Here is a 25,206-nt window from a genome sequence, read left to right on the forward strand (position 1 = left end):
TGAAAGTACCAAGGGAAGTGATATGTTCAATGCAAGGATTAACCGCTCTAAAGTTTCTGATAAGATACTGATGTTTGGCGAGTTGAGCCTGATTTTAATCTCCAGCCACCTTGGGTTTATTATCGCTGGATTCTTCTCTTCAACTTTTACACTGCCTGCAGCTTCACACACCATAGAATGGCAATTAGCCTATAGTTTGGTTTTTACCTGTTCAACAATGCTATGTTCACTTTCATTGGGTCTTTATGATCAAAAACTTCGAGAAAGCCATAGTGGCATTTTTAAGCGAGTATTTTTAACGCAATGTTTTAGTTTTGTGTTACTACAGGTAATTATCTTTAATTTATCACCACAGATAGATATGGGTCTTACAACACTTATTATCTCGTCAGGATTGGCCATTTTGCTTATAACAAGCTTTCGGGCCATTTTTCAATACCGTGACTTTACCAGACTAAACCGTAGGAAAGTGCTAGTACTTGGCGCGGGTGAACGTGCCGCTATTATTGAAAAACGCATGCGGCGCAATGTCGACAGAAAGTACTTTGACCTTATTGGCTTCGTCTCCATTGCAGGAGATAAAGAAGGATTTATCCCTGACGAGAAACTTATCCCTTTAGATTATATGAATGATCTTTTCACCTTTGCTGAAAACAACGATATAGACCAACTTGTTATTGCATGTGATGAGCGCAGAAATATGCTACCAGTTGATTTACTGTTTAAGTGTAAAACACGTGGTATTGACGTTACTGAAATACTCGATTTTATTGAAAGTGAAACGGGGCAAATCGCTGTTAATCTCATCTACCCAAGTTGGGTGATTTACTCTAACGGCTTTGCTAACAGCCATCGCTTTAAAACTAATTTAGATTACCGATTAAATGTGCTGCTAGCACTAATAACGCTCGCTGTAACTTGGCCAATTATGCTGATTACTGCATTGCTTATTTACTTAGAAGACGGTCGAAAAACAGGGGCATCCGTATTTTACAAACAAACGCGTGTGGGGTTTGATGGACAACCTTTCCAAATCATCAAATTTAGAAGCATGGGGATAGATGCCGAAAAAAATGGCGCTCAGTGGGCCGTTACCAATGATATGCGCGTGACACGAGTGGGCCGAATCATCCGAAAATACCGTATTGATGAATTACCGCAACTTTTTAATGTGTTTAAAGGCGAGATGGGCTTTGTCGGCCCTCGCCCAGAGCGGCCTGAATTTGTTAACCAATTGGTAAAAGATATCCCCTATTACGCACAGAGACATAATGTGCGACCAGGGCTTACTGGCTGGGCACAATTAAAATACCCCTACGGTGCTACTGCCGAAGACGCGCTAGAAAAACTAAAATTCGATTTATATTACATTAAACATCGCAGCTTATTGCTTGATCTGACGATTCTAATCAGAACAGTCGAAATAGTTGTTTTTGGTAAAGGCCGTTAACTCTATGTCAATCAAACAAACAAAAATTTGTGCTTTAACTGTTGATATTGAAGATTACTTTCATGTCGCGGCTTTCGAAAATAATATTTCTGCCAGTAATTGGGATGCCATGCCCATTCGGGTAGATAACAACACGTCTCGTTTACTGGACATGTTTGACAAGCACGGAGCTAAGGCTACATTTTTTATATTAGGATGGGTGGCTGAACGTTATCCTCAACTAATTAAAGAGATCCATAATCGTGGACATGAAGTTGCTAGTCATGGATTTAATCACGTAAAAGCCACTAAACAAACGCGTATTGAATTTGCAAAAGATGTTCGTGACACTAAAGCGCTTTTAGAGGATTTAACGGGTGCACCCATTATTGGTTATCGTGCGCCTAGTTTCTCAATAGACAAAACCAACGAATGGGCTTTTACTGAATTACAACTAGCAGGTTATCTTTATAGCTCTAGCACCTACCCTATAAAACACGATCTATATGGCACTCCTGACTGGCCACAACTAGCTCATTTGCGTCCTGAGGGAATTTGGGAATGCCCAATGCCAATTTTAAACATAGCAGGTAAACAATGGCCTGTTGCTGGCGGGGGGTATTTTAGATTAATGCCTTATTGGTTAAGTAAGCGTTTAATTAAACGCTATATAGCAACGACTGACAGCCCGTACATGTTTTACTTTCATCCATGGGAGATAGACCCAGATCAACCTAAAATTGTTGGCGCACCACTTAAATCAAATTTTAGACACTACGTAAACCTTGATAAAATGGAAGCGAAACTAGGGAAGATGTTACAAGATTTTCAATGGCAAACATTAAGGCAAGTATACCAGCCAGTATTTAAAATCTAGGGATTAGAATGTTTAAAGTATTTACACTAACGCCAGGTGATGAGCATAGCATTAAATGGGACGAATTTGTTGATCAAGATCCTAATGGCAGTTTCTTTCATCTGTCAAACTGGCAGCATGTTCTAATACGTTTAGGTCATCAATGTTATTATCTATATGCCATGGCCGAAGGCAACATTGTTGGTGTTCTTCCACTCGCTAGAGTTCGGAGCCGCTTATTTGGCGATTCCCTTATTTCTACCCCATTTTGTGTGTACGGTGGGGCTTTAGGCTCTGATGAAGTTAAACGTTTCCTAGAACAGCAGGCTATTGAACTAGCAAATAAATTACAAGTTGATCATCTTGAACTTCGTTACCAAAAACCTCAGAACAATAACTTAGAAACACGTAGTCAACATGCTTACTTTACCTGCTCACTTGCTGCCAATCAGGAGTTAATTTTAGCAGGAATAAAGAAAAAACAACGCGCCGTAGTTCGCCAAAGTTTGAGTCAACCACTTAGCATAACGTTTGACCAAAGTACTGATGATTTTTTTGACACTTACTCCGAAAGTGTTCGCAACTTAGGTACACCCGTCTTTGCCAAGAGCTATTTTCAAAGCTTGTTACATTATTTTCCAGAACACACAGAAATTCTAACTGTTCGCAAAGACGGTAAAGCGGTATCAAGTGTATTAAGTTTCTTTTATAAAGGCCAAGTTCTTCCCTATTATGGTGGCGGTATTAAAGCAGCGCGAGAACTTAAAAGTAACGACTACATGTATTTTCAGCTGATGTGCCATGCAAAAGTTAATAAAGAATGTAACAGCTACGATTTTGGACGTAGTAAATTAGATTCTGGAGCTTATCAGTACAAAAAGCACTGGGGCATGGAGCCGCAATTGCTACCTTACCAATTCCATCTTGTTACTGCAAAAAAACTTCCAAACCTTAGCCCTAAGAACCCAAAATACCAGTTTTTTATTAAAGCTTGGCAACGCTTACCGCTTTCAGTTAGTCAGTGGCTTGGTCCAATGTTGTCGAGGTATTTAGGGTGAGCCCAAGTAAGCCATCACTTTTAATGTTAGTCCATCGCATTCCTTATCCGCCCAATAAAGGCGATAAGATTCGATCGTTTAACCTCCTTAAGTCGTTAAGTGTTAACTATGATATTTATTTAGGGTGTTTTTATGATGATGCGTTTGATCAACAATATATAGCAAGCCTGAACCAATGGTGTAAAAGTTTCTATTGTCTGAGACTTTCAAAATGGCAGTCTATACTAACTGGCCTTACGGGTTTTCTTACGAATTCACCTATATCTGTTCCATATTATTATGTCTCGGCAATGGCCTCTTGGGTTAACACAACGCTTAAACAGCAGGAAATTAAAAACGTGCTGGTTTATTCTTCCTCTATGGCACAGTACATTGATAACAAATGTTACAGTAAACTTAACCGAGTTATTGATTTTGTAGATATTGATTCTGATAAGTGGCGTCAATACGCACAAAAGTCTGTTGGCGTTAAACGTTGGTTTTACCATCGTGAGGCGCGATTATTGCAAAAATATGAAGTTAATATCTGCCAGCGTTTTGCAACCAGTTTGTTTGTCTCAAACGATGAAGCTAATGCGTTTAAGCAGCTGCTTCCAACAGATGATCAAAAACGTGTTCATAGCATTGCAAACGGTGTCGATATTGATTTTTTTGATCCAGATAAACCTTTGCCCGCACCAACCTTACCCGAATCGTTTATTGTTTTTACAGGTGCCATGGATTACTGGGCCAATATAGATGCAGTATCCTGGTTTTGCTCAAATGTCTGGCCCAAGCTTAAACAACACTACCCGAATCTTCATTTTCTTATTGTTGGTAGCAATCCTAATGTTGATGTTTGCACTCTGGCTCAATTGCCAGGCGTTATTGTTACTGGCCGCGTTGACGATATTCGACCTTATATTAAACAAGCTCTTTTTGCTGTCGCACCCATGCTAATTGCGCGTGGAATTCAGAACAAAGTGCTTGAAGCTATGGCAATGAATAAAATAGTAGTATGTAGTGCAATGGCCATGGAAGGTATTAATGCACTAGTCAGTTCAAGTGTAATCGTCGCCAACGACGCTGAAGAATTTTATTACTCCTGCTTAAAACTCATGCAACAATTACCTGCAAATTGCCATAACCGGCAGTGGATAATAAGCAACTTCACTTGGAAACAAACGCTCTCAGACTTAGAGAAATACTTAACAACGGACGTATTGCAATGACAATACCCCGTTATATCTTTAAAATCTTTACATTTAGTCTACTTTGCGTAGCATATTTTTGGCTTTATGGTTCTACCTGGCTTGATATGCAGAGAGTATGGAATAGTTCAGCAACTTATAATCATTGCTATCTCATCATTCCAATTAGTCTGTATTTTTTATTCCGATCTAAACAACATCCGCCCTGTAAGCCAGTATCTCAGCAATGGATTTGGCTTGCTGTTCTTGTTATTGCCATTTCACAACTTGTATGGTTATTTAGCTTTGCTGCTGATATTGCACTATTAATGCATTTAGCAGCTGTAGTCACGCTGCAAATGCTCATATGGCTATTACTGGGCAACGACAACAGCCGAAACCACCTATTTGCGATAGGTTATTTATTGTTTTTAGTGCCTTTTGGTGATGAATTTTCACCAATGCTACAAAATATTACTGCCGACCTTACTGTCATAATGCTTAATTGGGCTAACATACCGGTTTACCGAGAAGGACTTTTTCTCGCTACTCCAGTAGGTTTATTTGAGGTAGCAGAAGCGTGTTCTGGTCTACGTTTTTTAATTTCGTCGCTGGCAATCTCAGCTCTGTTCTCATATTTACACTTTAATAAACTATATAAACAAATTGGTTTCGTGCTTTTTATGGCAGTGCTGTCAATACTGGCTAATGGCGTGCGGGCTTTTATGCTTGTGTATATCGGCGAAACGACCAACATGCGATATGGTTTTGGTGCTGATCATTATGTATATGGCTGGGTATTTTTTGGTTTAGTATTGATCGCAGGTTTTTGGCTTGGCGCACGTTTTGCTGATATACACATACCATTATGTAAAAATATTCAGCGTAGTCTTTTATTGAAATCAAACCTATCAGTACTAATAAGTACAGCAGCTGTAATAGTAACAATACTTAGCTTTCGTTTATCACTTGATATTGTTCATCCTCCGGTTATTGCCAAAGAACTTAAAATATCTCAATTGGGTAATTCGGTAGTGGTAAGTAACTGGGGTATAAGCTTTGAGAATAGTATGGCGCAAAGCTACTTTGAGGACGAAAACGGAATAGAATACTTTGTTGCTTTTTATCACAATAAACAGCAATTAGGTGAACTGATCAGTTGGAATAATAATTTGTTTGACAAATCTACTTGGCAAGTGCAACAACAAATTTCTGTTGATAACACTACGGTATTGCAACTCAACAGTTTAAAAAACGAGCAGCGCACTGTCATGTATTGGTATCAAGTTGGCATGCACAAAACCGACAGCCTTTTCAAAACTAAACTTTTACAAGTCTTTTATTTTCTTAAAGATGAGCGGTCTGGTGCTTATATTTTTGCTGTATCTACAAACGGCCCAGCAAATGAATATATTATTGATAAACTAAAATTAGCAGCAACTTCTCTTAGTGATTCTTCAAGTTCAGCAATACCCTTCGCTAATCTGCAGCCTAAAATTAATAAACACCTCAGGAAGAACGAGTTATGAGTGTTCCCAGTAAAGAACCTATTCATATAATGCATCTTCTTTGGCACTTTAGCACCGGGGGTTTGGAAAATGGCGTTGTAAATTTGATTAACAATTTACCCCAATCAGAATTCCATCATAGTATTGTCAGCCTAACTGGACATGACGAAAACTTTATTAAACGCATTAAAACTAATAACGTACGTTTTTATACCCTAGATAAACAAGCTGGCCATGATTGGGGCACCTTTAACCGATTAAATAAACTACTAAAATTATTACAGCCAAATATTCTTCATAGCAGAAACCTTGCAACACTAGAACTTCAAATAGTCGGCTGGTGGCGATGTGTACCACTTCGCCTTCATGGTGAGCATGGCTGGGAAAGTAATGACATTAATGGTTGCAACAAGAAAAATCGTATTATCCGTCATATTTTTAAATATTTTGTACATCGTTTCATTTGTTTATCTATAGAGTCAGAAAATTACTTAACTTCAATTATTAATATAAAAAAAAGCAGTATTGAACTCATATGTAATGGGGTTCATATCGACAAATTTAGTACTGCTAAACCGGCCACTATTGCATTACCTGCTGCAGTTACTGCAGCTGCCCCCATAATATTTGCTACAGTTGGCCGGCTGGCCACTGTGAAGAATCAGGCATTACTATTAAGAGCGTTTGCCTTGCTGCTTGAACTACAACCACAGCAACGGCAACGCTGTGCTCTGATTTTGGTAGGTGATGGCCCTTGCAGAGCAGAGTTAGAACAATTAACTACCGAACTTAAACTGCAACAACAAGTGTTATTTACTGGCAACCGCGATGATATTCCACAGTTAATGAAGCGGTTTGATGTATTTGTACTTCCGTCATTGGCAGAAGGAATCTCTAATACTCTACTTGAAGCAATGGCGGCCGGTACGCCGGTTATAGCTACTAATGTAGGCGGGAATGCCGATTTAATACCACAAGAACTGTTTCAACGGAATCTTGTACCCAGTAATGATAGCAACGCACTAATGCGGGCAATGCAAAATTATCTGTTGCAGCCAGAATTACTTATAAGTGATGCTGAATTAGTAAAAAAACATTGCCACAACAACTTTAGTATAGATACGATGGTAAGCCGTTACCGTAAAATTTATGAAATGACAAGGACGCAAACTTAACCATGTGTGGTATTGCCGGAATTTATCTTTTACATAATCAACACAAGCCTGATCATCAGATCCTGTCGCTGATGAATGACAGTCAGCTACACCGTGGGCCAGATGCCGGAGACTATTTTTACCAACCCTCTATAGGCCTGGCGCATCGCCGCTTATCCATTATCGATATTGCCGGCAGCCCGCAACCTATGCAGAGTGCAAACCAGCAGGCGTGTATCGTTTTTAATGGCGAGATTTACAATTACCGTGAGCTGCGCCAGCAATTGCTGGACAAAGGCTATAAGTTTAATACCAATGGTGACACCGAGACCATATTAAATGCCTGGCTGGAATGGGGGGAAGACTGCGTGCATCATTTACGCGGTATGTTCGCCTTTGCCATTTGGGATGCCAGCCGTAACTGCCTTTTTCTGGCACGTGACCGCCTTGGTATCAAACCGCTGTTTTATTCCTTACTAGATAACGGCCAGTTTGTGTTTGGCTCCGAACTCAAAGTGCTGCGTAATCACCCTGACTTTGTAAAGCAGCTACGTGACAGCACCATTGAGGATTATTTCAGTTTTGGCTATGTGCCTGAGCCCTATACTATTTATCAGCATAGCTATAAATTATCACCTGGCCATACCTTATTACTGCAACATGGCATTAAGGCATTGCCAGAACCAAAGCAGTACTGGGATGTGCCGACACAATGGCAGCAGCCGTTAAGCGAGCAACAACTAAGCGAGGGGCTAATAGCGCGTTTTCGCGAAGCGGTAGACATCCGGCTGGTTGCCGAAGTGCCACTGGGCGCTTTTTTATCTGGAGGCGTTGATTCCAGTGCCGTAGTCGCCATGATGGCTGGCTTACAAAGTGATCCGGTGAACACCTGCTCTATTGGTTTTGACAGCCCCAAGTTTAACGAAACAGATTTTGCCCGCCAGGTGGCAGCACGCTACAACACTCATCATCACGAAAATATCGTCAGCCAAAACGACTTTGAACTGCTGGACAAACTGGCTGATTTATATGACGAGCCCTATGCCGACAGCTCAGCCATTCCCACTTACCGGGTCTGTCAGATGGCACGGCAGCAAGTAACGGTAGCCTTAAGTGGCGATGGCGCTGACGAGCTATTTGCGGGTTACCGCCGTTATAAACTGCACCAGCAGGAAGAAAGTTTTCGTAACATGCTGCCGCTGGTTATCCGTAAACCGCTGTTTGGCATCTTGGGTAAGCTTTATCCTAAGCTTGACTGGGCACCGCGCTTTTTGCGAGCAAAAACCACCTTTCAGTCACTGGCCATGGACACCGTTGCCGCCTACCACAACTCTATTGCTATTTTGCGCACCGATCAGCGCGATCGTTTGTTTTCCAGCGCCTTTAAACAACGTTTAAATGGCTATAATTCACTGCAGGTATTTCGCCGCCATGGTGAAAAGGTATCACACTTGGACCCGATGAAAATTGCCCAGTATCTGGATATGAAAACCTATCTGGTTGGCGACATTTTAACTAAAGTAGATCGCGCCTCTATGGCGCACTCGCTGGAAGTGCGTGTACCCTTTTTAGATCATAAGCTGGTGGAGTGGGCCTTTAGTGCCGACTCCTCGGCTAACCTTAAAGACGGTGTTGGTAAATATACCCTGAAAAAAGTGTTGCAACCCTATTTACCGGATGACGTGTTATACCGCAAAAAAATGGGCTTTGCCGTGCCACTGGCTGAGTGGTTCCGTGGCCCTTTAAAACATAAGCTGCAGGATAAATTGTTATCAGAAGTGATGCTAAACAGTGGCTATTTTAATGTCGCTGAATTAAAACAGCTGATTGACGATCACAAGCGTGGCTTGAAAGACAATAGCGCATCACTTTGGACGTTGCTGATGTTTGCTGCCTTTCTGGAGAGGAATAGTTAGGATGAAACTGTCAATTGTAATAATTAGTTCAAGAGAGTCCTCAGTTATATTGTCTCATACAATAGAAACATTGTTAACGGCATGTAAGGAATACGACTTCAGTATTCATCTTTTGCTAAATGGTAACGAAATCAATGCGCGCGATATTTCTGAATCATTTTTAATTAAATATCCTACTAATTTACGAATATGGTTTTTCCCTTTGGGGGATAAGGCAAACTGCTTTAATCAATATTGTTATAAAATAGCGGGAGATTACGATTTTCATTTTTTTGTCGATGGTTATGTAACCATTAATTCAGACAGTGTAACAAATACTATAGTTAAAGCTGAAAAACATGAAGCTCTTGCATACACGGGAACTCCCGCAACAGGTTATAGCAGTAGAAAGCTATCTGAGGAGATGCTCACGAAAGGAGGACTGCATGGAAATTTTTTTATGCTACCTAAGTACTGTATTCAAAAACTGAAAGCTTCATGCTTTAAATTACCAATCGGCATTTATAGAACAGACTCTGTTATCGCTTCCGCTATTAATTATCGATTTGCACCCAATGAAAACAATCGTGATCCTGCTAATATATGCGTTTTGCCAAACGTAACATGGCAACATCCAATCCTAAAATGGTACAACCCAAAAGATCTGCTAACTCATGCAAAACGTTACCTTAGACAGTCGGAAGGTAAAATAGAAAACTTAGCTGTAAAGACAATTTTTACGTTAAACAAAGAGCCTGTTTCAAAACTTAATGAGTATTCACATGATCTTTGTTTAGAGTATTTAAATAAAAATCCGTTAAGTATATCTTTTCTAATTAGAAACCCTGGGCTGTTCGGATTAAGGTCGAAATTGATCCAAAAAAAAGCTAACGAAGATATTTTAAGTGAACAAAAAAACAAATTATGGGAGTTAACACTTCCTTGAAAATTGTGCATATTTTTGATCACTCATTGCCATTGCACAGCGGTTATACCTTCCGCTCCAGAGCTATTTTGCAGCAACAGCGTAAGTTGGGGTACAGCACTTGCCATGTCACCAGCCCGAAACATCCGGCCAACGGCAGCGATAGCGAAAAGGCTGAAGGTTATACCTTTTACCGCACTAAAGCTTACCAGAGTTGGTTCTGGCGCTTGCCGATATTAAAAGAGCTTGCCGTGGTGCTGGCGCTAAAAAAGCGCTTATTGCAACTGATTAAAACTGAGCAACCTGATATTCTGCATGCCCACTCCCCTGCACTAAATGGCCTGGCAGCCATATGGGCTGCAAAAAAAACCGGTTTGCCAGTGGTGTATGAAATCCGGGCTTTTTGGGAAGACGCCGCCGTAGATCATGGCAGCTGTAAAGAAGGTGATCTGCGTTACAAAGCTACTCAGGCGCTGGAAACCTATGTCGCTAAAAAAGCTAGCGCCATTACCACTATTTGTGAAGGCTTAAAAAGAGATTTAATACAGCGTGGTATTGCTGAATCCAGCATTACGGTGATTCCCAATGCCGTTGACCCAACACAATTTCAACTGATCTCAGCCAAAGATAACCAGCTGCAAGAGCAGTATCAGCTTCACCATAAAGTGGTGCTGGGCTTTTTGGGATCATTTTATGCGTATGAAGGGCTGGATTTACTGATTAAAGCCCTACCGCTGATCCAGCAAAAAATTCCTACGGCAACATTATTGCTGGTCGGTGGTGGTCCACAGGAAGCAGCTTTAAAGAAACAAATAAAAGATGCTGGTTTAGAAAACAGTGTGATCATGCCAGGCCGAGTGCCTCATAAAGACGTGATGCAATATTACAGCCTGGTTGATTTATTAGTATACCCCCGAAAAGCCATGCGCTTAACAGAGTTAGTCACCCCACTTAAACCCTTAGAAGCCATGGCGCAGGGCATGCGTCTGCTGGCATCTGATGTCGGTGGCCATCTGGAATTAATAGAGCACGATAAAACCGGCTGGCTGTTTCAGCGTGATAATATTGAAGACTTGGCCGAACAGGCTATCCGCATCCTCAAAAACCTCGGTGCAGAATCAAAGGTTATTAACAACGGCCTGCACTATGTGCACAGCCAACGTAATTGGACAGCATCAGTGCAGCATTATGTGCCACTGTATAATGGGCTTGTGAAACATGAGCACTAGCTTGAAAGGTTTAAAAATAGCGCTGATTGGCCCTATAGCCCCGCCGGCAGGTGGCATGTCGAATCAAACCCGGCAACTACACCAATTATTGCTGCAAGAAGGCGCTGACGTCGAGTTTGTAGCGGTTAATGCTCCTTATCAGCCGGCATGGGTGACCAATATTCCACTATTGCGCGCCGTGTTTCGCTTAATACCCTACCTCTACCGTTGTTATCGAGCTTGCGGCAAGGTACAGCTGGTGCATATTATGGCCAATTCTGGCTGGTCATGGCATTTATTTGCCGCACCGGCCATCTGGGCTGCACGCATGCGTGGCACCCCTGTTATCGTCAATTATCGGGGTGGCCATGCTGATAGCTTTTTTGCCAAAAGCTGGCGCTTTGTTTCCTGGTCTTTGCGCAAGGCCAGTGCAGTCATGGTACCCTCGGTTTTTTTGCAGCAGGTTTTTGCAAAGTATCAAACAGCAGACACCGCCATCCCCGTGGCTATAGTGCCCAATATTCTGGATCAACAGCTGTTTTATCCCAAGCCAGCCGCGACAGAGTCAACTAGCGCTCTTGCTGCACCGCACTTTATAGTGACGCGCAACCTTGAGCACATTTATGACGTTGCTACCTCTCTTGCCGCCTTTGCACTTATCGTAAAAGAGTTCCCGGCGGCAACATTGACTATAGCCGGCAGCGGCCCCTTACTAGCTGAACTACAGCAACAGGTGCAACAGCTAAATCTACAGCAAAAGGTACATTTCTCTGGGCGCCTGAACACTGAACAAATGGCACAGTTATACCGCAGCGCCGATCTGATGTTGAACAGCAGCCTGGTAGACAATAGCCCAAATTCTATTATTGAAGCCCTGGCCTGCGGTGTTCCGGTGATCAGTAGCAATGTCGGCGGCATCAGCCATCTGGTCAGCCATCGTCAGGATGCTTTGCTATTTAACCCAGGCGATCATCAGGCGCTGTATTTACTGGCCAGTGAATTACTGCAATCACCAGCACTGCGCCAGCAGTTAGTAGCAAACGGTCTGAAAAACAGCCAGCGCTTTCACTGGTCTACTGTCAGGCAATCGCTGGCACTGCAATATCAAGCGGCCATAAACCGTCGGGAGCAGGCAATCGGATGAGTCTATATAACCGTTTTATTGCGTCAATAGTGTTTCCGCTGCAAGAGTGGTTAAAAAAACACGATACCGTGCGCCGACGCCGTGAGTTAGAACAAAGCCAGTGGTTGCCACTGGCGCAACTGCAACAAGGGCAAAATAAGCGTTTACAGCAGTTTATCAGCACAGCTTATAAGCAAGTGCCCTATTACCGTGAGCTGCTGCAACAGCAAGGCCTGACCCCTGACGCTATTCAAAGCGTAGCCGACTTAGCCAGGCTGCCATTTTTAACCAAAGCTAAGATCACTGAACATTTTGCTGATCTGAAAGCCGACCAGGCTACAGGCCTGAAACGCTTTAATACCGGCGGCTCCAGCGGCCAGCCATTAATTTTTTTACTTGGTAATGAACGGGTTTCACATGATGTCGCCGCAAAATGGCGCGCCACCCGCTGGTGGGGCGTAGACATTGGCGATAAAGAAATTGTTGCCTGGGGCTCCCCTATTGAGCTGGATGCTCAGGATAAAGTCCGCATCATGCGCGATATGTTATTCCGCTCAGAGCTGATCCCCGCCTTTGATATGAGCGAACAGAAGCTGTTGGCTTTTTTACAGCGGATCCGTGAGGTTAAACCCAAAATGTTGTTTGGTTATCCTTCGGTTTACCATTTACTAGCACAAACAGCCCTACAGCACGGCATAGCCATGGATGATCTGAGCATTAAGGTGGTGTTTGTCACGTCAGAGCGGCTTTACCCCTATCAACGTGAGCTGATTGAACAGGTGTTTGCTGCGCCTGTGGCCAATGGCTATGGTGGCCGGGATGCCGGCTTTATTGCACATGAATGTCCAGCTAAGGGCATGCATTTATCCTTTGAAGATATAATCGTTGAAATTATCGACCCGAGCAGCGGTCAGGTGCTGCCTGCAGGTCAGTCTGGTGAAATTGTGGTTACTCACCTTGCAACATCTGAGTTTCCCTTTATTCGCTATCGTACCGGTGATATAGCCAGCCTGTCCGAGCACCCCTGCAGTTGTGGCCGGGGCTTACCTTTGTTACAAGCCATTGAGGGGCGCAGTACCGATTTTGTTGTTGCAGCCGATGGCACTATGATGCACGGGTTGGCGCTTATATATATTCTGCGTGATATAGAAGGCATTGCTGCCTTTAAAATCATCCAATACAGTCTACTACAAACCACAGTGCAGTTAGTCTGGCCAGCTGGCAGCTTGCCCCAGCCCATTGCAGAGCAAATCTGTGCGGGTTTTCAGGCACGGCTTGGGGCTACAGTGCAGATAAGTATTGAGCAGCTTAGCGAGATCGCGCCAGAAGCCTCTGGCAAGTACCGTTATGTGATTAGCAAGGTAACAACATGATAGACAGTCTATATCTGCTAACCGTCTTAGGGGTTGTCTGTTATTTGTTTTACTGGTCGGACAAGCAGGACAAACCCTGATGCGTGATTTGCTATTAGTAGGTTTCTTATTTATCACCATCTATTTCTGTTTTAAAAAGCCGTTTCTGGGTGTCGCAGCATGGACTTTTATTGCACTACTGGCTCCAGCTAACTGGGCTTTTGGCTTTTCCAATAGTTTTCGGCTTAATTTAACCGTGGTAATTATCACTTTGTTATCCTATTTATTTGTCCAGAAAAATAAAAAACTGGCTTTTAATGGGTTAAGTTTCTGGGTACTTGCCTTTGCTATATGGACTCTAATCAGCTCTTTTAATGCATTTAATAGCGACATAGCATTAGAATACTGGAACCAGTTTATCCGGGTGCTGTTGCTCTACTTTGCCATCACTTTTATTGTTACCAAAAAGCTGCATATCGATACCTTAATCTGGGTTATAGTGCTGGCAATCTCATCCTATGCGGCGATGGAAGCGTTAAAATTTATCCTATCTGGAGGCTCTCATCAGATAGGTGGCCGGTCAGGAATGCTTCGAAATAGAAATGATTTTGCTGTAGCCATTAACATGTGTCTGCCACTAATATTATATCTAGTTTTTGTTACCAAAGATTTTCATTTAAAACTAGGATTATGGGGTTTATTTCTTGGCAATATCTTGGCCATTATTGGTACCGGCTCACGTGGTGGGTTTATCGGTTTAGCTATACTGGCATTGGCCTTTTGGCTGAAGTCTAACCGGAAAATGCTGTGGCTATTATTAGCCATCATTATACTTCCAACGGCTTATCAATTTACACCCGAACATTGGCGTGAAAGACAGGATACCATCCAAACTGCAGCAACTGAAGATGGTTCATTTATCGGCCGGCTATGGGCCTGGAAAATTTCAGTGATGATAGCAAATGATAATCCCGCTACCGGTGGTGGTTTTCGCGCGGTGTTAAACCCCATTATCTGGCATAGCTATGCCCCCTTTACCCCTGGCTTTGGTCCAATAAGTACACCTGAAATTCCGGAAAATTCGGGCACATTAGCCGCACATAGTATCTATTTCCAGGTGCTTGGCGATCATGGCTATATCGGCTTTATTATATTTTTATTTATTTTACTATTAGCCTACTTAACAAATATAAAAAATAAAAAATACGCGCTTGCTAACAACCAGCTATGGGTGGTCGAGCTCAGTAAAGCGCTTAACTTAGCAATAATAGGTTTTGCTATTACAGGTGCTAACGTTAGCCTTGCTTATTTCGACTTACTTTATGCCATTTTCGGCATTATTGCTGTTATAAAAATATATAAACTGCATGCAAATTTGCATCCTAATTCAGGTATTGATAACAATAAAACGTAAACGTAGTTACTGAAACAGACAAAAAGCTTTATTCCTTACTACAAGTACAGATAAAAAATTTTATTACAATGGAGTTAAAATATGTATTTAGATTACTCAGCTGTTATACATACTACAATAATGCTCAATATATAAACGACGCTATTGAAGGAGCTTTAGCACAAGAAATCAAGCCAAAAGAGATCATTGTTTTAGACGATGGCTCAACGGATAATACAGAGCAAGTCCTAAAAATTTTTTCAAAACAGATCAAATATAAAAAAATAAGTAACCAAGGATGTGGGACAGCCAGAAGGCACGCTATTGAACTTTCTTCACAACCCTACATTGCTTTATGTGATAGTGATGATATTTGGCAACCTAATCATATATCAAGAAAAATCGCTTTTATAGATAAAAACCCTGAATTTAATTTTTTATGTTCTAATTTCACAAGCTTTGGACCCGAAGCATTAGAAAACTATACTCGATTAGCCGAAGCACCAGATAATTGGGTTAACCAATACCTCACAATAGCAAAAGACAATTTCGCAATTGTAAACGAACCTTTCCCTGCTTTTTTAAAGTTCAACATTGGTTTTCCATCTGGATTATTTATCAAAAGAACATTATACAATAACACAGGCGGTATCAGGGATAAGTTCAGCAGAAGTCATGCTGAAGACACAGATTTCACTCGAAGAGCTATTCTTTGTGATGATGCGAAAGTTGCTATTGACTTGCAAACTACATGGAGTTACAGAAGAACAGGACAAAACATGTCCACGGTTAGTTTTAAAAATAGTATAGGTAGGGCTGTCATACTCCAAGATTTGTTAGATAGCGGATACATTCCTACTATTTACCAAAAAGATGTCAAATTAAGAATTAATGAATGTTACCTAGAAGCTTTCAGAACAGCTTACTGGTCTGGACTTGATAAAGATGCTTTGTCTATATTTAAAATGGCTGAGAATGCTACTTTAAAAGATAAATTGCGTTATGTAAAATCGCTAATAAAAACTATAAAAAAATAAAAATTAACATGCCTTAAAATTACTAAAGCATGTATTGCTACACTAAAAATTTATTTTAGCCTTTTCAAAACACTAATAGGTAAGCTATCAATTAGCAGATTGAACTCACCACCTTTAATAAATATCCGTATTAGAATACTAAACAAAAGTAATAGGAGAACATAGATTGTAAAACCAAAAAAAACCGTGAGGAAAAGTTCGACAGCGCTTGGGTATGAATAAAAATACGGTTTAAGCAACATCAAAAAATAGTACATTGCCAGAGATAATGAAAGCGGAAGCATCAAAACTTCCAGCACCTTTTTTACTGGCAACTCAACAAATATCTTGGCAAAATAAATAATAAAACAAAAATTTATAGCACCAACAAAAACTCTTAAATAGGCAAATTCTGTAACACTATTTACAGAATAATAAATAAAACCGGTAGCAAGTAATACTATGCCGGCAAAATCGCCAAACATTGAGTATTTAATTTTATTATTAGCATCGTATAAGGTAGTTATAACGGATTGCGTAATAAAAATAATCATTAGCAATGCTAAAACACCAATAAAATCTTTTACGGGCAACCATTTTTCTCCTAATACCACAAGTGTGAAAGGTTCAGCTACTGCCAGCAACCCTAATGCACATGGTGCGAGAAATAAGTAGCCTAATTGCAAAACCTGGATCGAATTCGCCATAAGCTTCGCGGGTTCAGATTTAAACTTCGCCAATCCAGAAAAAATAGGCTGCATTGCGGGGCTAACAAGCTCTGATTGGGGCATGGCAGAAAACTGCCGGGCAACACTAAACTGACCTGTTGCCACATCGCCAAAACGCTTACCGACCAACAAAATATCCATCTGCGAGCGGATATAACTTACAATATTTCTAAATAACAAAAACTTTGAGTAACTAAACATCTCAGCCTGAAACTTAAAGTTAAATTTTGGCCTGTAACTTACCACCATATAAGATCCAATAATACTGATAATGACATTTACAATATTTCCAATCAGCAATGCATAGTAATTTCTAAAATAGTAAGCCGCAGTTAAACAAGCACAAAAAGATAATATTTTTGCCAGAATAAGTACTTTGTTTTCTTTCTGATAATTAAGCTCTTTTTCAAGTTTCACCATGCCGATATTTCGAAAAGAGTAAAAGAACTCAGTTAAGCACATAATGTAAATAACGGTTTCTAGTTCAGGGTTTTCAAACAATCTAGCGGCGCTTGAGGCTAACAGTATTAATATTATATTTAACACTGTCCTTAAAAAAATATTTATAGTCCAGGCCGCATTGTAGTCATCATCGCTAGGTGATGGTTGTAAAATCAGATACCGGTTTACACCAGCGTTCGATAATACTTCAAAAAAACCAATAATGAGGATACCTATCGCGACAATGCCAAAGTCTTTTGGATCAAGTAGCCGCACCAAAATAAGTGTACTAATTATCCCCAAACTGCGCACAATTAACTTGCCAAACATGTTCCATAAATAAGCTTTGAAAAGTAATTTTTTTGTAGAGAATTTTTCAGTCACTGTTTTTTCTTAAATTTAACTAGCAGTCAAGGTGTTTTTTAGACTAGCTTTGCAATCGTCATGTCAAAATTGCTAATCATATTAACATCAGATATATTTCATTATATAGGAGTGATAAAGCGATGCACCACTATTTCTTTAAAGTGTTTGCTTGGTAACCTAAGCTGGTTTCCTCTAAATTGACTTAAAATCCACTTTGCTTTGCGAGTAACGTTAGCACCATAAAAAGGTTAAAAAATTGTCTATTGGCATCGAATCTGTTCAGCAATCACCTAAAGGCGAACTGACGGCACCGCCGCAACGTCAAAAAATATTGGTACTAGGCGAAGATACACGTAGTTTTTTGAGTGTTATCAGATCTTTAGGCTTGTCTGGTTTTATAGTAGATGTGGTTTGCTACAACGCAACCTCCCCCGCTTTAAAATCAAAATTCATTCGCCAGGCATACACATTTAACTATCAAGCCTACACTAGCGAGCAATGGTTAGCAGAACTTCTTAAACTTGCCCATGAGGAACATTATCACGCAATTGTTCCTTGTGATGAGCGGGCAATATACCCTTTGCATGAAAACCATCAGCTTTTTCCAAGCAAAACAGTATTGGCGATTCCGAATAACGAAGTTTTTGACCATTTATTCGACAAAAACACCACCAAAGCATTGGCTAAAAAAGAAAATGTTCCCCATGCAGTAGGGCGCCTACTTAATTTGAGCGCCACAAACTATCAGCAACTTATTGCTGAATTTGGCAGTAAATTTGTCATAAAACCTACCTTGTCTTTCAAAACTGACTCTTTATCCAACCGACAAAAAGTTGAAATTATCGATTCTGAAACAAGCTATGCCAGATGGCAGCAAAGTTTTGATTTAAGCGAGGCATATTTAGTTGAAAGTTTCTTTGAAGGCACTGGTGAAGGTGTGTCAGTCTTAGCTTTAAACGGCAATATAGTCGCTTACTTTGCTCATAGCCGGGTTAATGAACCAAAAACAGGTGGCGGAAGCTCATATCGTAAATCAATTAAGCTTGATGCAAGCATGGCCGAAGCTTGTGCAAAATTATGCAAGGCGACAAATTACCATGGCGTTGGCATGTTCGAGTTTAAGAAAAACTACCAAACCGGAGCTTGGATCTTAATCGAAGTAAACGCCCGATTCTGGGGGTCACTGCCACTGGCAATATTTGCTGGTGTAGATTTCCCCTCGATGTATATCAAGGCACTGCTCAGTAAACAGCTTAACACCACACCTTTATGCATTACTAATTACGGGCAAGAAAATTATAAGGTGGGCGTATATGCTCGTAGTCTTATCAATGACATTTTCGATATTAAAAAAGAACTTGAGTTTAATCTTAAATACAGCTCTGGATATACTACCCTAACCGATTGCGCAAAGCGTCTACTAAGTTTTAGCCGTATTGTTTTAGGCAAAGAGCGAATCGACAGTTATCTGTATGCTGACAAAATGCCTTTTAAAACAGAGTTGGGACAGTTTTATCAAGAAAATGTTTTGCCGAAACTACCATGGTACAAACAACCATCTCAGGCCGCAGAGCTAAAGAGACTATTAGCATGTCTGCAAACTAAGGCTAACCCCACAGTCAAAATGGTTTGTTATGGCAATATTATGCGAAGCCCATTTGCCTGTCACTTTTTACAACTACTTTGTGGCAAACAAGGAATTAATTGGTCGATAGACTCATATGGTGTTCATCAAAAAGAACAGCGCCATTGCCCGCCTGAATGTATCAAAACAGCACATAAGATGGGCATCGATTTAACTCAACACAAATCTAAATGGTTACGCCAAGAGCATATAGGTGAAAACGACATCTTTTTTATTTTTGATAATTTAAATAAAGATAAACTTAGCAGATATTATCAAAGTCGCTATGTCTTTAACCTGGCCTATTTTATCCCCTCATGCTTGGGAGTCCATAAAGAGATAGCTGACCCATACGGCGCAGGTGAAGAGGCAGTAAAAAAATGTTATGAGCTAATTGCTGCGGCATTAACGCATATATTAGAACAGTATAAAACTGCTAAAATAAAAGACAATAAATTATGATAAGAAGCAAACTAACTGTAATTATTCATGCAGAGGAAGAGTTTGATTGGGGTGGTGGTTTTTTTCGCTCAAACAACAACATTACGCATGGCGCAGAGCTGACTACATTTGTTGACCAAATCCTTGCAACTGGAGTCAGAGTAGTGCTTGCCATGGACTATGCTTTTGTAAGTAGCGAACAAGGCACTAAAGTCATTGAGCACTTTAAACAACAGCAATATAAAAACGTTGAATTTGCGTCACATTTACACCCATGGGTAAACCCGCCGTTTGAAGAGCCTACCATTGATGGTGATGAAATTGAAGATTTTTATTCATTCCCAGGTAACCTTTCTGCAGACACTGAAGAAGCCAAATTAACTTCTTTAACTACACTTATCGAACAAAAGACCGGAAGGCGCCCTACCACTTACCTGGCAGGGCGATATGGAACAGGGGCTAATACTTACCAAATCTTAAAAAAACTAGGGTACAAACTAGATGTAAGTATTTCTGCTTTTGCCGACTTTAGCAGTTATCATGGGCCTGACTTTTCTAATTACACCAATTCTGAAACAAGCATTGATGGGATTAGGTGCATTCCTCATACTTCAGGCTACATTAGTTACTGCAACGGCGTTGCCAATTATTTTAACCGTGACAGCCAAAACCTGGCAAAATTCAACAATTCATTTATTGGCAAGGTAATACTTAAACTGTTGGGTGTAAAAAGAGTTCGGCTATCTCCGGAAGGTTATAGTTATAAAGAAATGCACAAGCTCTTAAAAAGTCTTAACGACATAGGAGTAGAAAATTTTATTTTTTCCTTTCATTCGCCGAGTGTTAAAGTAGGTCTTACACCTTATATTCCAGAAGATAAACATCTGTCTAAGTTAAGAAATGACACCTTAAAACTTTTAAACGAATTTAGTAGTATTCGAGCGGATTAATAAATTGACGACACAGTGCATTAAAATATCAGTGTTAATTGCCACAAGAAATCGTCCTCTGCAATTTTTTGAGGCACTATACTCTGTGCTCAATCAGTCCTATACAAATATTGAGGTTATCGTAGTCAATGACGGTAGTGATGAAGAACATCTAACTCAATATCACGATATTGAAAGAAACACAGATAATCGGGTTAAATTCCTATATCTACCCAAACGACCGAACGGTCATGGTCCCAGCTTTGCGCGAAATACTGCAGCTTATCAGTCGACTGGAAAATTTATTGCATTTTTAGACGATGACGATCTATGGACTGATACTGAGCATCTAGCTAGATTTGTTGATACATTCCAATCTGCTGGTCAATTAGAGTTATATTTTACTAACCAGAACGCCATATGCGCCGATGGCACAAAAGCAGAAAAACCACTATGGCTTGATTCTCTCAATGACTCAGTATCAAAACAATTGACTCTTACACCGAGCGCAGTATTAGCCAAACCTGAATGGTTATTTTCAGCCAGTGGTTTTGCGCACCTTAACTGCACAATAGTAGACAAAGCATTATTCAACAACGTAAATGGTTTTGATGAATCGTTGCGATATGAAGAAGACAAAGATCTTTTTTGGCGGCTGGTTGATAACGCAACTTTTATTGTATTTGACTCGAATTACATAGCACAACACCATATTCCAGAAAAAAGAGTAAGCGCATCTAATGCTTTAGATAACCTTAATAAAAGAGAAATACAATTAAGGATTGCTGAAAAAAATTTGTTAATTGCAAAGAATTACGAACTAAAAAAAGCATGTAAAAAATCAATAAAATACAGCTGCAAACATATTTCTGAATTATTTAACAAAAAAAAATCATTTAAGCTTGCTTACTATTATGCTGTTCGAGCGTTAGCAATAGAATTTAATCTTAAATGGGCATCATTCACAGCATTAGTATTTATAAAAATGATTTCAAGAGAAAAGTAATGGAAAACTTTATACACCTCATAACATTATTAAAGCAACCAAGCCTAATTAAAAATTATAAACCTATAATATTACTCAGCCATATGCGGGCAAACACCAGCTTAATTGGTCATATTTTAGGTAGCAACTCTGAAATAAACGGCTACTATGAACAACATATAGGTTATTACAGTTGGAAAAGTTTAATTCGGCAAAAGCTGTTATATTGTAAGCAGCATGACTTGAAAGAAAAAAGCAAATACATGTTTGATAAGGTGCTGCACAACGAGCACTTCGTTTCTCCTACACTTCTTAATAACAGGCATGCAAAGGTGTTAATTAGCATCAGAAAGCCTGAAACCACTATTCCGAGTATCATAAAACTTTATCAAAAAGTGGATCCTAGTCATGTATTTTCCACTTTAGAGGGCGCAGCTGATTATTACATTGCACGCTTGCAATATTTGGTTACGATTAGTAAGCAGCTTAATAACTACTTTTATTATGATGCAGAACAATTGCGGGATAACACAACAGAATGTTTAGCTGGCATTACTGACTATTTAAAGCTTACTACACCTTTAAGTCCTGAGTTTAAAACCCAGAAGCTTACAGGTGTGGGCAATGCAGGTGATCATTCTGGAAATTTGAATTCAGCAAAGGTGAAGAAAGTAACAACCGATTATTCAGAATATGACTTAACACAGATAGACATTAAATCTATAAATTCACTCTACGAAGATACATTAAGTCAATTGAAGTCAAATGCTTAGCGGAAAATGAAGCTATCTTCACTGCCGCTAAGCACATTAAGGAACGCGCTTGAAAAGGTCAAAGGCCCTCAAAGTTGAAACTATGTTCAACAACTTTAAGCTAACTTTTTTTCTGCAACCTTTGCATGGGCTACCGGAAACATTAAGCGATACCGCAAATGCTAATTGGCCTTGGCAGCAAGACATTAACTGGTTTTTAGCCTTGGCAGAATTTAAACGCCTTACTCAGCAACCAACGCTGCACTTTTTTTTACTTGAGGTCTGGTCCGAGCATACACGCTGCCTCGCCCTGCCCCTTTGTAGCACTAAAGATGGTCGTTACTGGAGTAGCCTGACAGACGTGTATAGCCCTTCCTTTAACATTATTTCTTCAACAACACTTATAATAGCAAATCCATGGCAATGTCTGTTGCATGCGCTTACCCAGCTGCAACCTAATTGGGTGTATTGCCAGCTTTCACCACTAAGGCAAGAGCAAATACAGCAACTCACTAAGCTTAATGGGTGTTTGCGTACCCATGTATTTGAGCATTCAGAAAACTGGTTAGCTAACTGTAGTAGTAACCAGGAATACTGGCATAAGAGGCCTGGTCAGTTAAAAAACACCATAAAGCGCAAACGTGCCAAATTATTAAGTAGTGGTAGCCGAATTGAAATACACAGCCAGCTAACAGATGAGTTGATGCTTAAATACTGGCAGGTGTATCAACAAAGCTGGAAACAACCTGAAACCGACCGTTATTTTATTAATTGGCTGGCAAACTATAGTGCTGCTAACGGCATGCTTAGGTTAGGCTTGCTGTTCATTGACGAACAGCCGGTTGCCTGCCAATTATGGCTGGTGCATCACTCAAAGGCTGCTATTTATAAACTGGCACAGGACCAGGCTTTTGATAACCTGTCGCCGGGAACCGTTCTTATGGCTGACATGGTGAATTATGTCATTGACATTGATAAGGTGACGTCTATTGATTTCTTAACCGGAAACGACAACTATAAAGCTATGTGGATGGATTTTAATTTTAAATTGTATGGCGCTGAGCTGTTTAATATAAACTCGTTAACAGGCCGCTGGTTATGGTCAAAGCAATGGCTAAAAACCACACTAAAAACTATAGCCCGACAAATGCATCACCTAATATTTCGAGCACGGCATGACAATTAAGGCTGAATTTGTAACAGGCACACAAGGTAAATATTTTCTAACCCAATGGCCTTCTAAGCAGAAAAATGCCCCCGTGCTGGTCATACTGCAGCCCTTTGCTGAAGAACAAAACAAAGTACGGCATTTATACCGCAAACTTGCAGAACCCTTACAACAGCAGGGATGGAAAGTTCTTTTGCCAGATCATTACGGTACGGGTGACAGTGAGGGTGATTTAGACACAGCCACAACGGTTATTTGGCGTAATGATTTGCAGCAGCTGCTGGCTTCCCTGGCAAACGACGGTTTTGAACAGGTTAATTTTCTCGCCGTGCGTTTTGGCGTCTTGCAACTTTTTGATTTACTGAATCATAGCAACTTAGCTTTAAAAGCTCAGCAACTTATCCTGTGGCAACCGGTATTCGACATTGATAAATTTTGGCAACAGTTTGTCCGCATTAAAGTGGCTGAAGCCATGGCGGTTGGCGCTAAAATTAGTGAGAAAGAGTTGCAGCAGCAGCTGGCGAACGGTCAAAGCATCGAAATTGCCGGCTACCCGATTAGTCCGGCGTTCTACCGCAGTTTGGCACAAATGAATACCGCCTTGCCTGCACTGTTGCCTGAGTATAGTGTAAGCTGGTTTGAAACGTCACAACTGAACACCACTGCCCTGCCGGTAAAAAACATGCTGCAACAGTTACAACAAGGCGGCGTTAACTTCGTACCTTTAAAAGACGAACTCTACTGGCAAAGCGCAGAGCTCGCCAGCGCCGATACGTTGATCGCCCTTACCCTGCAGCAATTAACATCAGGTGCAGTATGACCGAACGCTATATTAGCATTGCAAACGGTGATGGTACATTAAGTGCTATTTTACATAGCCCAGATGATGTAGCGCCATTAACCAACGCTGATACCGGAGTATTAATTATTGTTGGTGGTCCACAGTACCGGGTTGGTAGCCATCGCCAGTTTGTTAAACTTAGTCGCGCGCTTGCCTCTCAAGGCATAGCCTCGATGCGGCTAGATACCGCTGGCATGGGCGACAGCAACGGCATTAAAACGGCGTTTTACCAGCAAGATGAGGATATTAACCAGGCTATAGCGGCATTTTTTCAGCACTGCCCACAACTTAAAAAAGTGGCGCTTTGGGGACTGTGCGATGCTGCTAGCGGCATTTTAATTAAGTTAAATCAACATGACCCGCGTATTAGCGGTGTAATACTGCTAAATCCCTGGGTACGTCAGCAACATAGCCACGCTAACGTAATGCTAAGGCACTATTACCCTAAACGACTTTTAAGCTTCCAATTTTGGAGGAAAAAATTGGCCGGCGGTATGATGTTGCGCCTAAGTTTATCTGAACTTTGGCAGACGTTTAAGCATCGTTACGCTAAGCAATACCCAGATACCGAAACGCTGATTGCAAATGAGCAAAATTATGTAAAGCTAATGCTTCGGGGTTGGCAGCAATTTCAAGGAAACGTATTAGTGATCACCAGCGGCAACGATTTAACTGCACAAGAATTTTTGCAGCTCTGTAACAGCGACAAAGCTTGGGCAGCCTGTCTGGCTGACGCACAACACCAGCATATTGCCGCCGCTAACCACACCTTTGCCAGCGCTAAGTGGCGCCAGCAAGTCGAACAATGCTGTATCGCTTTTATAAAACAGCCTTAATGCACTAAA

Annotated in this window: 21 protein-coding genes; 20 read left to right on the forward strand and 1 reads right to left on the reverse strand. The window is 40.8% G+C overall.

What is annotated here, in order from left to right; all coding sequences use genetic code 11:
- The first annotated feature begins 22 nt into the window (after nucleotides 1-22).
- The 13 genes from IE070_RS09250 (at nucleotide 23) to IE070_RS09310 (ending at nucleotide 16,107) form a co-directional block, all read left to right on the forward strand.
- Nucleotides 23-1,450 (forward strand): TIGR03013 family XrtA/PEP-CTERM system glycosyltransferase, encoded by a 1,428-nt coding sequence (locus IE070_RS09250; protein ID WP_189483040.1) that lies wholly within the window; start codon nucleotides 23-25, stop codon nucleotides 1,448-1,450.
- A 4-nt stretch (nucleotides 1,451-1,454) separates the two neighbouring features.
- A complete protein-coding gene (locus IE070_RS09255; RefSeq protein ID WP_189482728.1) occupies nucleotides 1,455-2,306 on the forward strand; it encodes an XrtA system polysaccharide deacetylase in 852 nt (283 codons plus the stop codon).
- A gap of 8 nt (nucleotides 2,307-2,314) precedes the next feature.
- Nucleotides 2,315-3,343, forward strand: a complete 1,029-nt coding sequence (locus tag IE070_RS09260; protein ID WP_189482730.1) for a FemAB family XrtA/PEP-CTERM system-associated protein — start codon at nucleotides 2,315-2,317, stop codon at nucleotides 3,341-3,343.
- Nucleotides 3,340-4,554 carry a TIGR03087 family PEP-CTERM/XrtA system glycosyltransferase gene (locus tag IE070_RS09265; protein ID WP_189482732.1) on the forward strand — a complete coding sequence of 405 codons (1,215 nt, stop codon included), beginning with the start codon at nucleotides 3,340-3,342 and terminating at the stop codon, nucleotides 4,552-4,554. The genes IE070_RS09260 and IE070_RS09265 overlap by 4 nt, the downstream gene beginning before the upstream one ends.
- Nucleotides 4,551-6,041, forward strand: coding sequence for an exosortase A (gene xrtA / locus IE070_RS09270; protein ID WP_189482735.1), 1,491 nt, complete (start codon nucleotides 4,551-4,553; stop codon nucleotides 6,039-6,041). The genes IE070_RS09265 and xrtA overlap by 4 nt, the downstream gene beginning before the upstream one ends.
- Nucleotides 6,038-7,195 carry a glycosyltransferase gene (locus tag IE070_RS09275; protein WP_189482737.1) on the forward strand — a complete coding sequence of 386 codons (1,158 nt, stop codon included), beginning with the start codon at nucleotides 6,038-6,040 and terminating at the stop codon, nucleotides 7,193-7,195. Before xrtA ends, IE070_RS09275 begins: the two co-directional genes overlap by 4 nt.
- Before the next feature lie 2 nt (nucleotides 7,196-7,197).
- On the forward strand, nucleotides 7,198-9,090 hold the full coding sequence (locus tag IE070_RS09280; RefSeq protein ID WP_189482740.1) for an XrtA/PEP-CTERM system amidotransferase: 1,893 nt from the start codon (nucleotides 7,198-7,200) through the stop codon (nucleotides 9,088-9,090).
- A gap of 1 nt (nucleotide 9,091) precedes the next feature.
- Nucleotides 9,092-10,015 (forward strand): hypothetical protein, encoded by a 924-nt coding sequence (locus IE070_RS09285; RefSeq protein ID WP_189482742.1) that lies wholly within the window; start codon nucleotides 9,092-9,094, stop codon nucleotides 10,013-10,015.
- Nucleotides 10,016-10,020: 5 nt separating this feature from the next.
- Entirely contained in the window at nucleotides 10,021-11,223 is a 1,203-nt protein-coding gene (locus IE070_RS09290) for a TIGR04063 family PEP-CTERM/XrtA system glycosyltransferase (protein WP_229797018.1), read from the forward strand.
- Nucleotides 11,213-12,346, forward strand: a complete 1,134-nt coding sequence (locus IE070_RS09295) for a glycosyltransferase family 4 protein (protein WP_189482746.1) — start codon at nucleotides 11,213-11,215, stop codon at nucleotides 12,344-12,346. Before IE070_RS09290 ends, IE070_RS09295 begins: the two co-directional genes overlap by 11 nt.
- Complete coding sequence (locus IE070_RS09300) at nucleotides 12,343-13,698, forward strand: phenylacetate--CoA ligase family protein (RefSeq protein WP_189482748.1); 1,356 nt, start codon at nucleotides 12,343-12,345, stop codon at nucleotides 13,696-13,698. The genes IE070_RS09295 and IE070_RS09300 overlap by 4 nt, the downstream gene beginning before the upstream one ends.
- Nucleotides 13,699-13,777: 79 nt before the next feature.
- On the forward strand, nucleotides 13,778-15,091 hold the full coding sequence (locus tag IE070_RS09305) for a putative O-glycosylation ligase, exosortase A system-associated (protein ID WP_189482750.1): 1,314 nt from the start codon (nucleotides 13,778-13,780) through the stop codon (nucleotides 15,089-15,091).
- A gap of 68 nt (nucleotides 15,092-15,159) precedes the next feature.
- On the forward strand, nucleotides 15,160-16,107 hold the full coding sequence (locus tag IE070_RS09310) for a glycosyltransferase (protein WP_189482752.1): 948 nt from the start codon (nucleotides 15,160-15,162) through the stop codon (nucleotides 16,105-16,107).
- A gap of 50 nt (nucleotides 16,108-16,157) precedes the next feature.
- On the opposite strand, the gene IE070_RS09315 is transcribed toward IE070_RS09310, so the two are convergent.
- Nucleotides 16,158-17,639 carry an oligosaccharide flippase family protein gene (locus IE070_RS09315; protein ID WP_189482754.1) on the reverse strand — a complete coding sequence of 494 codons (1,482 nt, stop codon included), beginning with the start codon at nucleotides 17,637-17,639 and terminating at the stop codon, nucleotides 16,158-16,160.
- A 238-nt stretch (nucleotides 17,640-17,877) separates the two neighbouring features.
- Between IE070_RS09315 and IE070_RS09320 the strand changes: the two genes are divergently transcribed.
- The 7 genes from IE070_RS09320 (at nucleotide 17,878) to IE070_RS09350 (ending at nucleotide 25,197) form a co-directional block, all read left to right on the forward strand.
- Nucleotides 17,878-19,707, forward strand: coding sequence for an arsenate reductase/protein-tyrosine-phosphatase family protein (locus IE070_RS09320; RefSeq protein ID WP_189482757.1), 1,830 nt, complete (start codon nucleotides 17,878-17,880; stop codon nucleotides 19,705-19,707).
- Nucleotides 19,704-20,636: a polysaccharide deacetylase family protein gene (locus IE070_RS09325; protein ID WP_189482759.1), complete on the forward strand. Its 933-nt coding sequence runs from the start codon at nucleotides 19,704-19,706 to the stop codon at nucleotides 20,634-20,636. Before IE070_RS09320 ends, IE070_RS09325 begins: the two co-directional genes overlap by 4 nt.
- A gap of 31 nt (nucleotides 20,637-20,667) precedes the next feature.
- Nucleotides 20,668-21,621: a glycosyltransferase gene (locus tag IE070_RS09330; RefSeq protein ID WP_268247351.1), complete on the forward strand. Its 954-nt coding sequence runs from the start codon at nucleotides 20,668-20,670 to the stop codon at nucleotides 21,619-21,621.
- Nucleotides 21,621-22,373: a hypothetical protein gene (locus IE070_RS09335; protein ID WP_189482762.1), complete on the forward strand. Its 753-nt coding sequence runs from the start codon at nucleotides 21,621-21,623 to the stop codon at nucleotides 22,371-22,373. The genes IE070_RS09330 and IE070_RS09335 overlap by 1 nt, the downstream gene beginning before the upstream one ends.
- A gap of 82 nt (nucleotides 22,374-22,455) precedes the next feature.
- The gene (locus IE070_RS09340; RefSeq protein WP_189482764.1) at nucleotides 22,456-23,538 is read left to right on the forward strand and encodes a GNAT family N-acetyltransferase; all 1,083 of its coding nucleotides are present in this window, start codon (nucleotides 22,456-22,458) and stop codon (nucleotides 23,536-23,538) included.
- Nucleotides 23,528-24,340, forward strand: coding sequence for an alpha/beta hydrolase family protein (locus tag IE070_RS09345; protein ID WP_189482765.1), 813 nt, complete (start codon nucleotides 23,528-23,530; stop codon nucleotides 24,338-24,340). Before IE070_RS09340 ends, IE070_RS09345 begins: the two co-directional genes overlap by 11 nt.
- Nucleotides 24,337-25,197, forward strand: coding sequence for a hydrolase 1, exosortase A system-associated (locus IE070_RS09350; protein WP_189482768.1), 861 nt, complete (start codon nucleotides 24,337-24,339; stop codon nucleotides 25,195-25,197). The genes IE070_RS09345 and IE070_RS09350 overlap by 4 nt, the downstream gene beginning before the upstream one ends.
- Nucleotides 25,198-25,206: the final 9 nt, after the last annotated feature.

The sequence above is a fragment of the Alishewanella tabrizica genome (genome assembly GCF_014652375.1).
In the GTDB taxonomy this organism is placed as follows: domain Bacteria; phylum Pseudomonadota; class Gammaproteobacteria; order Enterobacterales; family Alteromonadaceae; genus Alishewanella; species Alishewanella tabrizica.

Coding starts and splice junctions, on each gene's coding strand:
- IE070_RS09250 (WP_189483040.1), top strand. CDS start 23: ATGTTCAATGCAAGGATTAACCGCTCTAAAGTTTCTGATAAGATACTG.
- IE070_RS09255 (WP_189482728.1), top strand. CDS start 1,455: ATGTCAATCAAACAAACAAAAATTTGTGCTTTAACTGTTGATATTGAA.
- IE070_RS09260 (WP_189482730.1), top strand. CDS start 2,315: ATGTTTAAAGTATTTACACTAACGCCAGGTGATGAGCATAGCATTAAA.
- xrtA (WP_189482735.1), top strand. CDS start 4,551: ATGACAATACCCCGTTATATCTTTAAAATCTTTACATTTAGTCTACTT.
- IE070_RS09275 (WP_189482737.1), top strand. CDS start 6,038: ATGAGTGTTCCCAGTAAAGAACCTATTCATATAATGCATCTTCTTTGG.
- IE070_RS09280 (WP_189482740.1), top strand. CDS start 7,198: ATGTGTGGTATTGCCGGAATTTATCTTTTACATAATCAACACAAGCCT.
- IE070_RS09285 (WP_189482742.1), top strand. CDS start 9,092: ATGAAACTGTCAATTGTAATAATTAGTTCAAGAGAGTCCTCAGTTATA.
- IE070_RS09295 (WP_189482746.1), top strand. CDS start 11,213: ATGAGCACTAGCTTGAAAGGTTTAAAAATAGCGCTGATTGGCCCTATA.
- IE070_RS09300 (WP_189482748.1), top strand. CDS start 12,343: ATGAGTCTATATAACCGTTTTATTGCGTCAATAGTGTTTCCGCTGCAA.
- IE070_RS09305 (WP_189482750.1), top strand. CDS start 13,778: ATGCGTGATTTGCTATTAGTAGGTTTCTTATTTATCACCATCTATTTC.
- IE070_RS09310 (WP_189482752.1), top strand. CDS start 15,160: ATGGAGTTAAAATATGTATTTAGATTACTCAGCTGTTATACATACTAC.
- IE070_RS09325 (WP_189482759.1), top strand. CDS start 19,704: ATGATAAGAAGCAAACTAACTGTAATTATTCATGCAGAGGAAGAGTTT.
- IE070_RS09335 (WP_189482762.1), top strand. CDS start 21,621: ATGGAAAACTTTATACACCTCATAACATTATTAAAGCAACCAAGCCTA.
- IE070_RS09340 (WP_189482764.1), top strand. CDS start 22,456: ATGTTCAACAACTTTAAGCTAACTTTTTTTCTGCAACCTTTGCATGGG.
- IE070_RS09345 (WP_189482765.1), top strand. CDS start 23,528: ATGACAATTAAGGCTGAATTTGTAACAGGCACACAAGGTAAATATTTT.
- IE070_RS09350 (WP_189482768.1), top strand. CDS start 24,337: ATGACCGAACGCTATATTAGCATTGCAAACGGTGATGGTACATTAAGT.